We start from the raw sequence: 12,960 nt of genomic DNA on the forward strand, positions 1-12,960 counted from the left end.
TCCCCACAGCCGCGGCACGGCTCGACGGCGGTAGCCGCAGTTCGTCGAATCGGCGCCACGGCCACGCCTCGGCCGCGGGCGCCACCCCCGGATTCAATCAGGTTCGCTCGCCGCCGTGCAGCGGCCGGTCAGCGAGCCGTGCGGGAGGAGGCGGGAGAGGAGGGGGACGAGGTCGTGTCCGGGAGGGGCACGGCGAGCAGGGGCGCCGCGATCTCGGGGACCGTCGACCACGAGGTGAGGACGGCCGGCGGGGCGGCCTCGAGCGGACGTATCAGCGGGGACACCGCGGCGGCTCCGGCCATCACCGGGGCGGCCAGCGCGTGGACGGCGTGCTGCCCCGCGGCGGAGTGCGGCACACCCGGCAGCAGCGGCGCGGACACCTCGGTCGGGGCGACCGGGGTGTTGCCGAGCACACTCTGGCCGTGCACCTGCCCGAGCAGCGGCCCCGTACCGCGGCGCCGCTGGGATTCGGGCTGCGTCGCGGCGCCCGTGCCCTGCGTGCGCATGGGCGTCACGTTGCTTCCCGCGCCGGCACCGCCGCGGGCCTCCGCGTCGGTCGGAGTGCCGGCGGTGACGCCGCCGAGCGCGATCGCGGCCAGCGACACGGCTCCGGCGGCCGCGAAGGCGAACCGCAGTCGCGAGGAAGATCTGTCGGGCTCATGCCGCCCGACGTCGTGGATCCGGAAGCCCCGGCTGCCCGGAGGAAGGCCGCGGCCGTCGGACGGCAGGCCCCGCCCGCCCGCGGGGAGCCTCTGACTCCCAGCGGAGGACGGCAGCACGGGGACGTGCGGCCGGGCCGGGACGTACCCGAACTCGAACCGGTCGCCGCGCTTGGCTCCGAAGGCTCCGGATGATCCGAACCGCCCGGACAGTCCGCCGGGCAGCCCTCCCCCGCCCGGCGGTGTGGCATCACCGTCCGGGCCGCCGCCCGCGGGTAGTCCCTGCAGGCGGGCCAGGAAGCTCTCGGAGGGGGGCGGCGGGGCCGCCTCCGCGAAGACGTTCTTCAGCCGGCGCTGGGCGTCCACTTCCGCCTTGCACTTCGGGCAGGTGGCCACATGCGCCAGTACACGCTCACGCGCGTCATGACCGAGCTCTCCGTCCACCAGGGCGGAGAGTCGGTCTCCCAGGTGCTGCTCTGCGAGGTGTCCCTCGGAAGCTTTCGGCCGTGATCCGCTCACGCGCTCGCGCCCCCTCCTCCCAGTGCGGGAACACGGGGCACGAAGGAGCGGCGCTCGGCGCGCGCCTCCGGGGAGCGGTGCGCGAGGGCCTTGCGCAGCTGGGAACGGCCCCGGTGGATCCGCGAACGGACCGTGCCGAGCTTGACGCCGAGGGTCGCGGCGATCTCCTCGTACGACAGTCCTTCGATGTCGCACAGGACGACCGCGGCGCGGAACTCGGGGGCGAGGGTGTCGAGGGCCTGCTGGACGTCCGCGTCGAAGTGCGCGTCGTTGAAGACCTGCTGCGGCGTGGGCTCCTTGCTGGGCAGCCGCTCGGCCGCGTCCTCGCCGAGCGCGTCGAAGCGGATGCGCTGCTTGCGGCGGACCATGTCCAGGAACAGGTTCGTCGTGATGCGGTGCAGCCAGCCCTCGAAGGTGCCCGGCGTGTACGTCGACAGGGAACGGAAGACACGGACGAAGACCTCCTGCGTGAGGTCCTCGGCGTCGTGCTGGTTGCCGGTCAGGCGGTAAGCGAGCCGGTAGACCCGGCCGCTGTGTGTGCTGACGATCTCCTCCCACGTGGGCGGAGTCCACGCCTGCCCGTCCGCGTCGGTGGTGAAGGTCGCGGTCTGGGCGAAGTCAGCGGCGTGGCTGTGGTCAGCGGTGTCGTTCACGGATGTCGGCCTGCCCGCCGATGTGAAGAAGCGCCGGAGCACTCCTCCCCTATCCACAGGCGCAGCCGCACCTCCCCTGTCAGCTCTGGTGGTGTCCAGTGGAGCCCCTACCATAGCCACCTCGCCCGTTAGGACCGGATAAGCGGTTTTACGAGAATTTGATCTGTGCTGATACGCCTCGTACTGCTGCGTCGGCACTTGCTCGGCGCCTCGATCCACTGCCTGCCCCCCGTCACGACCCGCGCCACTCGCTCATCCCTCTAAACGACCGGTCCCATCTGCGGGTTCCCGGGCCCAACGGATACAGTCACGCCCAGGCATTCACGGGGACAGGAGAGGGTCATTACCGGCAACCGGCAGACGAGCTGGGCGTTCGCCGACGCCTATGTCGCCGAGGACGAAGCGCTGCACTGGGCCCGCGACCGGGCCCGTGAGGCGGGGCTGCGCTCGGTGACGCCCGGCACGGGCGCCGCGCTGCGGTTGCTGGCCGCGTCCGTCGACGCGAAGGCCGTCGCGGAGATCGGGACCGGCTGCGGCGTCTCGGGGATCCACCTCCTGCACGGTATGCGCCCCGACGGTGTTCTGACCACCGTGGATCCCGAGCCGGAGCACCAGCAGTTCGCGCGCCAGGCCTTCCGCGCCTCCGGCTTCGCCAGCAACCGGGCCCGCTTCATCCCGGGCCGCGCCCTGGACGTACTGCCCCGCCTCGCGGACGCCGGCTACGACCTGGTCTTCTGCGACGGCGATCGCCTGGAGGTCATGGACTACCTCGCTGAATCGTTGCGGCTGCTGCGCCCCGGCGGGCTGGTCGTCTTCGAGGGCGCTTTCGCCAACGGCCGGACGGTCGACTCCGGTCCCCAGCCCACCGAGGTGCTGCGGCTGCGGGAACTGCTGCGCGCGGTGCGCGAGAGCCAGGAGCTGGTGCCGTCCCTGCTGCCGGTGGGCGACGGGCTGCTGTGCGCGGTGAAACGGTAGCCGGACCGCACGTTAGTGGAGCGGAAGCCGGGGCATGCGAGAACCATCGGTTGAGAAAACAGCCGCCCCGGCACCTCATGTGATGCCGGGGCAGCTGAAAGGGTATGGTCGCTTGCGCGTCAGCCGACGACCTTCTTGAGGGCGTCGCCCAGGGCGTCGGCCTCGTCCGGGGTCAGCTCGACGACGAGCCGACCGCCGCCTTCGAGCGGAACGCGCATGACGATGCCCCGCCCCTCCTTGGTCACCTCGAGCGGGCCATCACCCGTTCGCGGCTTCATGGCCGCCATGCTCGTTCCCCTTCCTGAAACCCAGCTCATCGTCAAAGCCGACGGCCCCCTGAGAAGGGCACAGTGCGGTCCTTGAGACAGGACACGCGACACCGGCATCGAACACATTGCTTCCAAGCCATTATCCCGCATCTCAGGACCCGATGACCAACATCAGTCGGCATCGCTTGGGCAACGCACGCGAGCAAAACCACTCAATTCGGCGATGTGACTGCGATACTCCGCCACCACACCCACATCCGCGGAACGGATCCGGACGAGAATTCTTTGACGCAGGTCACACGTCCGGTCCGGTCGACCGTCGGCGATCTCCGTCATGCTGTCCTCAGACCCGGGACGTACCGGCCGGTACGTCCCCGCGCAGCGACACGGAGGGGATACTCCATGGCCGACACCGTGCTCTACGAGGTGAGCGACGGACTCGCGACGATCACGCTGAACCGCCCGGAGGCGATGAACGCGCTGAACGTGGCGGCCAAGGTCGCCCTGCGGGACGCGGTCCGGTCCGCGGCGGACGACACCGCCGTACGGGCGGTGCTGCTGACGGCCGCCGGGGACCGGGCGTTCTGCGTCGGGCAGGACCTCAAGGAGCACATCGGGCTGCTGGTCCAGGACCGGGAGACCGGTTCACGGCAGACCATGAGCACGGTGCGGGAGCACTACAACCCGATCGTGCGGACGCTGGCCGAGGCCGCGAAGCCGGTCGTCGCCGCCGTGAACGGGGTGGCGGCCGGGGCGGGATTCGGCTTCGCACTCGCGGCGGACTACCGGATCGTGGCGGACACGGCCGCGTTCAACACCTCGTTCGCCGGGGTGGCGCTGACCGCCGACTCGGGGATCTCCTGGACACTGCCGCGGGTGATCGGCCCCGGCAGGGCGGCTGACCTGCTGCTCTTCCCGAGGAGCATCAGCGCGCAGGAGGCGTACGAGCTCGGCATCGCCAACCGGCTGGTGCCGGCCGGCGAGCTGCGCGCGGAGGCCGAGAAGGTGGCGCGGGCGCTGGCCGAGGGGCCGACGGTGGCGTACGCGGCGCTGAAGGAGTCGATGGCCTACGGGCTGACGCACTCCCTGGAGGAGACGCTGGAGAAGGAGGACGAGCTCCAGACCCGGGCGGGCTCCTCCGAGGACCACGCGATCGCGGTGCAGGCCTTCGTCAACAAGGAGAAGCCCCGGTATCTGGGGCGCTGACCGGGCTGCCGACCTGCCGCGGGCAAGTCATGCGCCACGCGCGACGCAGGCCTGGAGGTGGTCGTCGACCAGTCCGCAGGCCTGCATCAGCGCGTACGCCGTCGTCGGGCCGACGAAGCGCAGGCCCCGCTTCTTCAGTGCCTTGGACAGGGCCGTCGACTCGGGTGTGACGGCCGGGACGTCGGAGAGCGCCTTCGGGACCGGGCGGGTGCCCGGCTCGGGGGCGTGCGACCAGATCAGCTCGTCCAGTTCGCCCGGGGCCCACCCGGCCAGCACGCGCGCGTTGGCGAGCGTCGCGTCGATCTTGGCGCGGTTGCGGATGATGCCGGCGTCGGCGAGGAGGCGCTCGCGGTCCTCGTCGGTGAAGCCGGCCACCGCGGCGATCTTGAAGTCGGCGAAGGCGGCGCGGAAGCCGGGGCGGCGACGCAGGATCGTGATCCAGGACAGGCCGGACTGGAAGGCCTCCAGGCTGAGGCGCTCGTAGAGCGCGTCGTCGCCGTGGACCGGGCGGCCCCACTCCTCGTCGTGGTACGTCACGTACTCCGGGGCGGACAGGGCCCAGGGGCAGCGCAGCGCGCCGTCCGGGCCGGCGAGGGCGGCGCCGTCGCTCATGGCCGGTCCTCCTGGCGCGGGGCCGGCTTGTCCATGGACACGCGGTGCTCCGTGGAGGTGTGGTTCTCCCCGGACATCGGGCCGTGGGTGGCGGCTGTTCTGGCACCCGCCAGGGCCGACTCCAGGTCGGCGATGCGGGCGTCGCGCTCGGCGAGCTCGGCGCCCAGGCGGCTGAGGGCGTCGTCCACGTCCGCCATGCGGTAGCCGCGGGCGGCGAGCGGGAAACGCAGGCCCTCCACGTCGGCACGGTCGACCGGGCGGTCCGGGGGCAGCGGGTCCCGCAGCCGCTCGGGGGCGGCCTCGGGCAGCGGGCCGTTCTCGCCGCCGCCCACCACGGCGAGGGTCACCGCGGCGACCACGACGGCTAGCGCGACGACCAGGAACAGGAACATAACCATCGCGGAGCCCCCACGGTCGGATCTGTCGGTGTCTTCGGACACGGATGGTGTCAGGCTCCGATCGTGCCATGCGAGTCCGACAGTTAGGGTCGCAGGCGGCGGAAGACGGGGACGTACCAGGAAAGGTCACAGCGGATGCTCAGGCTGGGCAGGCGGGAATTCGGGCCGCACGAACCGGTGATCATGGCGATCGTGAACCGGACCCCGGACTCCTTCTACGACCGGGGCGCGACGTTCCGCGACGAGCCGGCCCTCGCGCGCGTGGAGCAGGCGGTGGCCGAGGGAGCCGCGATCATCGACATCGGCGGCGTCAAGGCCGGGCCGGGCGAGGAGGTCACGGCCGCGGAGGAGGCCCGGCGGACGGTCGGGTTCGTCGCGGAGGTGCGGCGGCGGTTCCCGGAGGTGGTCATCAGCGTGGACACCTGGCGGGCCGAGGTCGGCGAGGCCGTGTGCGAGGCCGGGGCGGACCTGCTGAACGACGCGTGGGGCGGGGTGGATCCGGGGCTCGCCGAGGTCGCCGCGCGGTACCGGGTGGGGTTGGTGTGTACGCACGCGGGTGGTGCGCAGCCGCGGACCCGGCCGCATCGGGTGGAGTACGACGATGTCATGGCCGACATCCTGGACGTGACGGTCGGGCTGGCGGAACGGGCGCTGGCGCTGGGTGTGCCGAGGGAGTCGATCCTGATCGACCCCGGGCATGACTTCGGGAAGAACACCCGGCACAGCCTGGAGGCGACCCGGCGGCTGGGGGAGATGGTCGCCACGGGGTGGCCGGTGCTGGTGTCTTTGTCCAACAAGGACTTCGTCGGGGAGACGTTGGACCGGCCGGTCAAGGAGCGGGTGATCGGTACGTTGGCGACCACGGCCGTGTCCGCGTGGCTGGGGGCGCAGGTGTACCGGGTGCACGAGGTCGCGGAGACACGGCAGGTGCTGGACATGGTCGGGGCGATCGCGGGGCGCCGGGAGCCCGCTGTCGCCCGGCGTGGGCTGGCCTAGGGCGTCGACCTGAGGTACCAGGGGGCTCCGCCCCCTGGCCCCCCGCTACCGGCCCGCCTCCTTCGACACCAGCGCCACCGCCTCGTCCACGTCGTCCGTCACGTGGAACAGCAGCAGGTCCTTCTCCGCGGCCTTGCCCTGGGCGATGACCGTGCGGCGGAGCCAGTCGACCAGGCCGCCCCAGTACTCGCTGCCGAAGAGGACGATGGGGAAGCGGGTGACCTTCTGGGTCTGGACGAGGGTGAGGGCCTCGAAGAGTTCGTCGAGGGTGCCCAGGCCGCCGGGCAGGACGACGAAGCCCTGGGCGTACTTGACGAACATCATCTTCCGGACGAAGAAGTAGCGGAAGTTGAGGCCGATGTCGACGTACGGGTTCAGGCCCTGCTCGAACGGCAGCTCGATACCGAGGCCGACCGAGATGCCGCTCGCCTCGACGGCGCCCTTGTTGGCCGCTTCCATCGCGCCCGGACCGCCGCCCGTGATGACCGCGAAGCCCGCGTCCACCAGGCCCCGGCCCAGCCGGACGCCCGCGTCGTACTCGGGCGAGTCCGCCGGTGTCCGGGCCGAGCCGAACACGCTGATCGCCGGCGGGAGTTCCGCGAGCGTGCCGAAGCCCTCGATGAACTCCGACTGGATGCGCAGGACGCGCCACGGGTCGGTGTGGACCCAGTCGGAGGGCCCGCCCGCGTCCAGCAGCCGCTGGTCGGTGGTGCTCGCCTGCACCTGGCCCCGCCTGCGGAGGACCGGGCCCAGGCGCTGTTCCTCCGGCGGCTGCTTCTTCCCCTCGGGGTTGCCGGTCGCCATGTGCGCTCCCTCCGTTGTGCCAGTCGTTCCACGCCAGCGTAGATCTACGCGGGTTACGAACGAGGGACGTGAGCATGTCCGCGATGGAGCGCCGTAAACACGATGGCGTCCCGGCCGGTCAGGCCGTCAGCCAGTTCCTCAGGCGCTCCTCGCCGGCGAGGATCTTCGCGATCTCCACGCGCTCGTCCCGCTTGTGCGCCAAGTGGGGGTTGCCCGGGCCGTAGTTGACCGCGGGGACGCCCAGGGCCGAGAAGCGGGACACGTCCGTCCAGCCGTACTTCGGCATCGGGGTGCCGCCCACCGCCTCGATGAACGCCTTCGCCGCGGGGTGGGACAGGCCCGGCATCGCGGCCGAGCTGTGGTCGACCACCTCGAACTCGTCCACGCCGCAGTCCGCGAAGACCTCCCGGACGTGGGCCACGGCCTCCTCGGGGGTGCGGTCGGGCGCGTAGCGGAAGTTGACCGTCACGACGCACTCGTCGGGGATCACGTTGCCGGCGACTCCCCCGGTGATGCCCACCGCGTTCAGGCCCTCGCGGTACTCCAGGCCGTCGATCACCGGCCAGCGGGGCTCGTAGGAGGCCAGGCGGGCGAGGATCGGGGCGGCCGCGTGGATCGCGTTGGAGCCCATCCAGCCGCGCGCCGAGTGGGCCCGCTCCCCGGTGGTCTTCAGCAGCACCCGCAGCGTGCCCTGGCAGCCGCCCTCGACCTGGCCGTCGGACGGCTCCAGCAGGACCGCGAAGTCGCCCGCCAGCCACTCGGGGTGCGCCTCGGAGACGTGCTTGAGGCCGTTGAGCTCCGCGGCGACCTCCTCGTTGTCGTAGAAGACGAAGGTCAGGTCGCGGTTGGGGGCCGGGACCGTGGCCGCGATGCGCAGCTGCACCGCGACGCCCGACTTCATGTCGCACGTGCCGCAGCCCCACAGGACGCCGTCCTCGTCGAGCCGGGAGGGGACGTTGTCCGCGATCGGGACGGTGTCGATGTGACCGGCCAGGATCACCCGCTCCGCGCGGCCCAGGTTCGTCCGGGCCACGACGTTGTTGCCGAACCGCTCGACCGTCAGGTGCGGCAGCGCGCGCAGCGCGGTCTCGATCGCGTCCGCGAGCGGCTTCTCGGTGCCGCTCTCGGAGCGGAAGTCGACGAGCCGGGCGGTGAGCTCCGCGGCGTCCAGCGTGAGGTCAAGGGAGGTGTCGGCCATGCAGTCGACCCTAACGCGCCAGGCCTGTGCGCTCTGTCCACACCTGGCACAAGGCACTCCGTACTCTCCAGTACCTTGTACGGCGTGCCAGAGCCGTCCTCTCCCCCCAAGCGTCGCGGCCGCCTCTTCCGATGCGGGTCCGCGTTCGTGGTCCTGCTCGCGATCGCCGGTTACCTCGTGGTGCAGTACGTCACCGGAGGTACGGGCGGACCGGGCTGCAAAGTCGTCTCCGGCAAGGGCGACGGGGCCTCGTACGAGTTCACGCCCGAGCAAGCGGTGAACGCGGCCACGATCGCCGCCGTGGGCGACGGGCGCGGCCTGCCGGAGCGGGCCGTGACCATCGCGCTGGCGACCGCCCTCCAGGAGTCGGGCCTGCGCAACATCCGCCATGGCGACCGGGACTCGCTCGGCCTGTTCCAGCAGCGGCCCTCGCAGGGCTGGGGCACGCCGAAGGAGATCCTGGACCCGACGTACTCGGCCGGCGAGTTCTACGACCACCTGGTCAAGGTGCCCGGCTACACGCGCCTGCCGCTCACGGTCGCCGCGCAGCGCGTGCAGCGCAGCGGCTTCCCGCAGGCCTACGCCAAGCACGAGCCGGACGCGGCGCTGCTCGCCGCGGCCCTCACCGGGCAGTCCGCGGCCACGCTGACCTGCGAGGGCCGCCCGGCCGCGACCCGGGCGACGGGCCCGGACGGGGTGCGTGCCGCGCTCGTGCGGGACTTCGGGCGCGATGTGCTGGAGCCGGCCGGCGCGGAGGTGGGCCGCTCGTCGGCGGCCACGCCGACGCCGTCCGCGAGCGGTGCGGACGGGGCCGACGGGCGGACCATGAGGCTGCCGGTGACCGCCGACACGAGTTCCGCCGCCGGGCAGAGCCTGGAGCAGCGCGGCTGGCAGTTGGCGCACTGGGCCGTGGCCAACGCCTCCGAGCTGCACATCGCACGCGTCACGTACGCGGGGCGGGAGTGGGTCGCAGGGAACACCGCCAGCGAGTGGCGGGAAGCCGGGGCGAAGGGCACCGCGGGTGCGGAGCGGGACGTGGACGCCGTCCGTATTGTCACGATGCGCTAGATCGAACAGGGAGACGAGCACGCACCCGTGGGGGTTACCCGCGCTGCTCTGCCGCGATGGCGTGCGCAGGTTTTCGCACCCTCACCCGGGAGTCCGTGAAAACCCTTGGGGGCAAAGGGCTGGAAGGATTCGGCGGTCTTTCCGGCAGGGGCCTTTTTGCCCGTTTGTCCGCAGCCGATAATGCGACACATTGCCAACTCTTTACGTTGCGCCGCCGCAACCTTCGGGGGCTTCGAGCGGTAGTCACTGCGTCCGAGCCGGGGCGATCAACAGCCAGTCGATCAACTCCCGGACCCGGTCGGACACTTCAGAACCTCACTGTCCTCTCCCGTCGAAGGAGCACCATGTCCCTCCCCCTGACCCGCCGGATCGCCCGTGCCGCGCTGATCGTCGCTGCGGGGGCGGCTGCCGGGGTCGGTGCGGCCGGCTCCGCCAGTGCGGCCCCCGAGCTGCCGGCCAACCCGAACCTCGGCGGGCTGACCGCCCTGGACGGGGCGAACGTCGGCAACACGGTCGACGGCGCGGCGCAGGACGTCACCAAGTCCGCGGGTGACACCGGCAGCAAGACCGTCAAGAAGGCGGTGCCGGCCGCGGGCAAGATCGGCGGCAAGACGGTCAAGAAGACCACGCCCCTCGCGCAGAAGGCGGCCGGTGACGCGGCGGGCTCCGCCGGGCAGATCGTCGGGGACGCGGCCGGTTCGGCGCAGGGGGGTCTGCCGACGGACTCCCTGACGAAGGGTGGGGTGCCGTCCACGGGGCTGCCGGCGAAGGGCCTGCCGGTCGGCTGACACCGGGCTTCCACCGCCGATGGGGTCCAGGGAGTTTCCCTGGACCCCATCGGTTTGTTCCGCACCGGCCGAACGGCTGATCGCGGCGGCAGCCGCTACGTGCTCAGCCGGTCCACTGCCGCCCGCACCCGCTCGTCCGTCGCCGTCAGGGCCACTCGGACGAACTCGGCGCCCGCCGGGCCGTAGAAGTCGCCGGGGGCGACGAGGATGCCTCGTTCGGCCAGGTGGGCCACCGTGTCCCAGCAGGATTCGCCCCTCGTGGCCCACAGGTACAGGCTGGCCTCGCTGTGGTCGATGCGGAAGCCGTGGGCGAGCAGGGCCTCGCGCAGGAGGGTGCGGCGGGCCGCGTAGCGCTCGCGCTGGACGCGGACGTGTTCGTCGTCGCCGAGGGCCGCGATCACCGCGGCCTGGGTCGGTGCCGACGTCATCATGCCGCCGTGCTTGCGGATCTCCAGGAGGGGCGCCAGGACCGCGGGATCACCCGCCAGGAACGCCGCCCGGTAGCCGGCCAGGTTCGAGCGCTTGGAGAGGCTGTGGACGGCGACGATGCCCTCGTACGAGCCGCCGCTGACGTCCGGGTGCAGCACCGAGACCGGGTCGGCCTCCCAGCCCAGCTCCAGGTAGCACTCGTCGGAGAAGAGCAGGATGCCGTGGTCGCGGGCCCAGGCGACGATCCGGGTGAGCTCCTCCTTCGGCAGGACCCGGCCCGTGGGGTTGGACGGGGAGTTCAGCCAGAGGAGCTTCAGGCCCTCGGGGTCCAGCTCCGTCGGGTCGTCGTAGGCCTCGTACCCGGCGCGGGCCAGGCGGGCGCCCACCTCGTACGTCGGGTAGGCCAGGCGCGGGTAGGCCACCCGGTCGCCGGGGCCGAGGCCCAGCTGGGTCGGGAGCCAGGCGACGAGCTCCTTGGAGCCGACGATCGGCAGGACGTGGCGGTGGGTGACGTCCCGGGCGCCGAGGCGGCGCTCGACCCAGCCGGTGATCGCGTCGCGCAGTTCGGGCGTGCCCCAGACGGTCGGGTAGCCCGGGGAGTCGGCCGCGGCGACCAGCGCCTTCTGGACCAGCTCGGGGACCGGGTCGACCGGGGTGCCGACGGACAGGTCGACGATGCCGTCCGGGTGGGCGGCGGCCGTGGCCTTGTACGGCGTCAGCTTGTCCCAGGGGAAAGTGGGGAGACGGTCGGAGACTGCGGACACGGTTTCTGGCTCACTTTCTGGTACGTACGAGCCGTCGCACGGCAAACGCCTCGGCCCCGTACGGCGACCAGGGCGTGGTCGGGCCGTACGGGACCGAGGCGGCACGGATGTGCCGGCCGCTTGCGGTGACTAGGCCTGCGGCGGCAGCGCGGCGATGAAGGGGTGGTCGCGCTCGATCAGCCCCAGCTTGCTGGCGCCGCCGGGCGAGCCGAGCTCGTCGAAGAACTCGACGTTCGCCTTGTAGTAGTCCTTCCACTCCTCCGGAGTGTCGTCCTCATAGAAGATCGCCTCGACCGGGCAGACCGGCTCGCAGGCACCACAGTCGACGCATTCGTCCGGGTGGATGTACAAGGACCGGGAGCCCTCGTAGATGCAGTCGACCGGGCACTCCTCGATGCACGCCTTGTCCTTGACGTCGACACAAGGCTGCGCGATGACGTAGGTCACGCTGTCGTTCCTCCTCGATAGGGCGCTGGCGGGCCTCCTCAGGCTCCGCCGCCTGGCGCGCGGGAGCGCGGCGTCGTCGATGCCCGCCCCTAGTATCTCCGTTCCTGGGCATGATCCGAACAGGAGGGGTGAACTGACCTGTGGAAATCTCTGCCGCTGGGCGACTCGAGGTCCGTATCACCGCTGCTGACGTGGGAAAACGGGTCTCCGTACGGAGCTTGATCGAACACGCGGCTCCGGGTGAGAAGTTCACCGACACGGTCGGAGTTCTCACATCATGGGACAACGGTGTGTTGCTGATCACACGCAGGGACGGCGAGAGCGTCCGCATCGCGGAATCCGCGCTGGTCGCGGGCAAGGTCGTGCCCGCCGCGCCGGCGCGTCGCCGGGGTCCGGCCGCCTCCTACGAGGAACTGGCCCGGGTCGCAGCGCGGGCCTGGCGGCCCGTGGAGAGCGAGCGGCTCGGGGACTGGGAGCTGCGGGCCGCGTCCGGGTTCACGCGCCGGGCGAATTCCGTGCTTCCGCTCGGTGACCCGGGCGTGTCCCTCGACGAGGCCCTCGACACCGTTCGGCGGTGGTACGGCGAGCGCGGCCTGCCCGCCTACGTCCAGACCGCGACCGGCGCCGAGGGCACGCAGGAGCTGCTGTGCGCGGAGCTGGAGGAGCGGGGCTGGGTGCGTGAGGTGACGGCCGAGTTGTGGGTCGGGCCGCTGGCGCCGGTCGCCGACCTCGCCGAGCCGTCGGCGGTCGTGCTGTCCCGGGAGGCCGACGAGGCGTGGCTGGCCCGGTACCAGCGCAAGGGCGTGAGCGAGGTCGCGCTGCGAGTGCTCCAGGGTGGGCCGTCCGTGTGGTTCGCGACCGTGCCGGGGGCGGCCGAGGGGGCCCCTCCGGCCGCCATAGGGCGGTGTGTCGTCGACGGGCGGTGGGCCGGGTTCGCCGCCGTCGAGGTCGATCCGGATCTGCGGCGGCAGGGGCTGGGCACGGCCGTGATGGCGGCGCTGGCCCGGCGGGCCCTGGACGAGGGCGCGTCGGCCGCGTGGCTCCAGGTGGAGGCCGAGAATGAGGGTGCGCGGGCGTTGTACGCCGGGATGGGTTTCGCCGCGCACCACGCCTACCACCACTACCGGGAGCCGGATGCCCGGGCTCCCGGCCGGTAACCGATCGTCGTGAGAGGG

General features: G+C 72.0%; 16 protein-coding genes. 6 read left to right on the plus strand and 10 right to left on the minus strand.

The window, feature by feature from the left end:
• Positions 1-128 precede the first annotated feature (128 nt).
• Together SCNRRL3882_RS13895 and sigE are read right to left on the minus strand one after the other, a co-directional pair.
• A complete protein-coding gene (locus SCNRRL3882_RS13895) occupies positions 129-1,103 on the minus strand; it encodes an anti-sigma factor family protein (protein WP_418952391.1) in 975 nt (324 codons plus the stop codon).
• 71 nt (positions 1,104-1,174) lie between these two features.
• Positions 1,175-1,945: an RNA polymerase sigma factor SigE gene (sigE, locus tag SCNRRL3882_RS13900; protein WP_173937249.1), complete on the minus strand. Its 771-nt coding sequence runs from the start codon at positions 1,943-1,945 to the stop codon at positions 1,175-1,177.
• A 162-nt stretch (positions 1,946-2,107) separates the two neighbouring features.
• Here sigE and SCNRRL3882_RS13905 point away from each other — a divergent pair, with 162 nt between their 5' ends.
• Positions 2,108-2,806: an O-methyltransferase gene (locus SCNRRL3882_RS13905; RefSeq protein ID WP_269462189.1), complete on the plus strand. Its 699-nt coding sequence runs from the start codon at positions 2,108-2,110 to the stop codon at positions 2,804-2,806.
• A gap of 119 nt (positions 2,807-2,925) precedes the next feature.
• Here the strand turns inward: SCNRRL3882_RS13905 and SCNRRL3882_RS13910 are convergent, their stop codons facing one another.
• Positions 2,926-3,093: a DUF3117 domain-containing protein gene (locus SCNRRL3882_RS13910; protein WP_003966491.1), complete on the minus strand. Its 168-nt coding sequence runs from the start codon at positions 3,091-3,093 to the stop codon at positions 2,926-2,928.
• 153 nt (positions 3,094-3,246) lie between these two features.
• Positions 3,247-3,411 (minus strand): hypothetical protein, encoded by a 165-nt coding sequence (locus SCNRRL3882_RS40760; protein ID WP_158688475.1) that lies wholly within the window; start codon positions 3,409-3,411, stop codon positions 3,247-3,249.
• Between the two features lie 66 nt (positions 3,412-3,477).
• Here SCNRRL3882_RS40760 and SCNRRL3882_RS13915 point away from each other — a divergent pair, with 66 nt between their 5' ends.
• A complete protein-coding gene (locus SCNRRL3882_RS13915; RefSeq protein WP_010047784.1) occupies positions 3,478-4,281 on the plus strand; it encodes an enoyl-CoA hydratase/isomerase family protein in 804 nt (267 codons plus the stop codon).
• Positions 4,282-4,308: 27 nt separating this feature from the next.
• On the opposite strand, the gene SCNRRL3882_RS13920 is transcribed toward SCNRRL3882_RS13915, so the two are convergent.
• Together SCNRRL3882_RS13920 and SCNRRL3882_RS13925 are read right to left on the minus strand one after the other, a co-directional pair.
• Complete coding sequence (locus tag SCNRRL3882_RS13920; RefSeq protein WP_010047787.1) at positions 4,309-4,893, minus strand: DNA-3-methyladenine glycosylase I; 585 nt, start codon at positions 4,891-4,893, stop codon at positions 4,309-4,311.
• Entirely contained in the window at positions 4,890-5,291 is a 402-nt protein-coding gene (locus SCNRRL3882_RS13925) for a DivIVA domain-containing protein (protein ID WP_086012607.1), read from the minus strand. The genes SCNRRL3882_RS13920 and SCNRRL3882_RS13925 overlap by 4 nt, the downstream gene beginning before the upstream one ends.
• 135 nt (positions 5,292-5,426) lie before the next feature.
• Here SCNRRL3882_RS13925 and folP point away from each other — a divergent pair, with 135 nt between their 5' ends.
• Positions 5,427-6,287 carry a dihydropteroate synthase gene (gene folP / locus SCNRRL3882_RS13930; protein WP_010047792.1) on the plus strand — a complete coding sequence of 287 codons (861 nt, stop codon included), beginning with the start codon at positions 5,427-5,429 and terminating at the stop codon, positions 6,285-6,287.
• A gap of 45 nt (positions 6,288-6,332) precedes the next feature.
• Here folP and SCNRRL3882_RS13935 read toward each other — a convergent pair whose 3' ends face one another.
• Both SCNRRL3882_RS13935 and dapE read right to left on the minus strand, forming a co-directional pair.
• On the minus strand, positions 6,333-7,091 hold the full coding sequence (locus SCNRRL3882_RS13935; protein WP_010047794.1) for a TIGR00730 family Rossman fold protein: 759 nt from the start codon (positions 7,089-7,091) through the stop codon (positions 6,333-6,335).
• Positions 7,092-7,209: 118 nt separating this feature from the next.
• Positions 7,210-8,289, minus strand: coding sequence for a succinyl-diaminopimelate desuccinylase (dapE, locus tag SCNRRL3882_RS13940; RefSeq protein ID WP_010047796.1), 1,080 nt, complete (start codon positions 8,287-8,289; stop codon positions 7,210-7,212).
• Positions 8,290-8,373: 84 nt separating this feature from the next.
• Between dapE and SCNRRL3882_RS13945 the strand changes: the two genes are divergently transcribed.
• Together SCNRRL3882_RS13945 and SCNRRL3882_RS13950 are read left to right on the plus strand one after the other, a co-directional pair.
• The gene (locus tag SCNRRL3882_RS13945) at positions 8,374-9,357 is read left to right on the plus strand and encodes a heavy metal transporter (protein ID WP_086012604.1); all 984 of its coding nucleotides are present in this window, start codon (positions 8,374-8,376) and stop codon (positions 9,355-9,357) included.
• 344 nt (positions 9,358-9,701) lie between these two features.
• Positions 9,702-10,145, plus strand: a complete 444-nt coding sequence (locus tag SCNRRL3882_RS13950) for a hypothetical protein (RefSeq protein WP_010047802.1) — start codon at positions 9,702-9,704, stop codon at positions 10,143-10,145.
• A 95-nt stretch (positions 10,146-10,240) separates the two neighbouring features.
• Here the strand turns inward: SCNRRL3882_RS13950 and SCNRRL3882_RS13955 are convergent, their stop codons facing one another.
• Both SCNRRL3882_RS13955 and fdxA read right to left on the minus strand, forming a co-directional pair.
• The gene (locus tag SCNRRL3882_RS13955) at positions 10,241-11,338 is read right to left on the minus strand and encodes a bifunctional succinyldiaminopimelate transaminase/glutamate-prephenate aminotransferase (protein ID WP_010047803.1); all 1,098 of its coding nucleotides are present in this window, start codon (positions 11,336-11,338) and stop codon (positions 10,241-10,243) included.
• Between the two features lie 129 nt (positions 11,339-11,467).
• Positions 11,468-11,785 (minus strand): ferredoxin, encoded by a 318-nt coding sequence (fdxA, locus tag SCNRRL3882_RS13960; RefSeq protein WP_010047804.1) that lies wholly within the window; start codon positions 11,783-11,785, stop codon positions 11,468-11,470.
• Positions 11,786-11,925: 140 nt separating this feature from the next.
• Between fdxA and SCNRRL3882_RS13965 the strand changes: the two genes are divergently transcribed.
• Positions 11,926-12,942 (plus strand): GNAT family N-acetyltransferase, encoded by a 1,017-nt coding sequence (locus SCNRRL3882_RS13965; RefSeq protein ID WP_029181734.1) that lies wholly within the window; start codon positions 11,926-11,928, stop codon positions 12,940-12,942.
• Positions 12,943-12,960 lie beyond the last annotated feature (18 nt).

The sequence above is a fragment of the Streptomyces chartreusis NRRL 3882 genome (assembly GCF_900236475.1).
Taxonomy (GTDB): Bacteria; Actinomycetota; Actinomycetes; order Streptomycetales; family Streptomycetaceae; genus Streptomyces; species Streptomyces chartreusis_D.

Bases quoted from the DNA above. Each gene is read 5' to 3' on its own strand.
- sigE (WP_173937249.1), bottom strand. From the start codon at position 1,945: ATGGTAGGGGCTCCACTGGACACCACCAGAGCTGACAGGGGAGGTGCG.
- SCNRRL3882_RS13910 (WP_003966491.1), bottom strand. From the start codon at position 3,093: ATGGCGGCCATGAAGCCGCGAACGGGTGATGGCCCGCTCGAGGTGACC.
- SCNRRL3882_RS40760 (WP_158688475.1), bottom strand. From the start codon at position 3,411: ATGACGGAGATCGCCGACGGTCGACCGGACCGGACGTGTGACCTGCGT.
- SCNRRL3882_RS13915 (WP_010047784.1), top strand. From the start codon at position 3,478: ATGGCCGACACCGTGCTCTACGAGGTGAGCGACGGACTCGCGACGATC.
- SCNRRL3882_RS13920 (WP_010047787.1), bottom strand. From the start codon at position 4,893: ATGAGCGACGGCGCCGCCCTCGCCGGCCCGGACGGCGCGCTGCGCTGC.
- SCNRRL3882_RS13925 (WP_086012607.1), bottom strand. From the start codon at position 5,291: ATGGTTATGTTCCTGTTCCTGGTCGTCGCGCTAGCCGTCGTGGTCGCC.
- folP (WP_010047792.1), top strand. From the start codon at position 5,427: ATGCTCAGGCTGGGCAGGCGGGAATTCGGGCCGCACGAACCGGTGATC.
- SCNRRL3882_RS13935 (WP_010047794.1), bottom strand. From the start codon at position 7,091: ATGGCGACCGGCAACCCCGAGGGGAAGAAGCAGCCGCCGGAGGAACAG.
- dapE (WP_010047796.1), bottom strand. From the start codon at position 8,289: ATGGCCGACACCTCCCTTGACCTCACGCTGGACGCCGCGGAGCTCACC.
- SCNRRL3882_RS13950 (WP_010047802.1), top strand. From the start codon at position 9,702: ATGTCCCTCCCCCTGACCCGCCGGATCGCCCGTGCCGCGCTGATCGTC.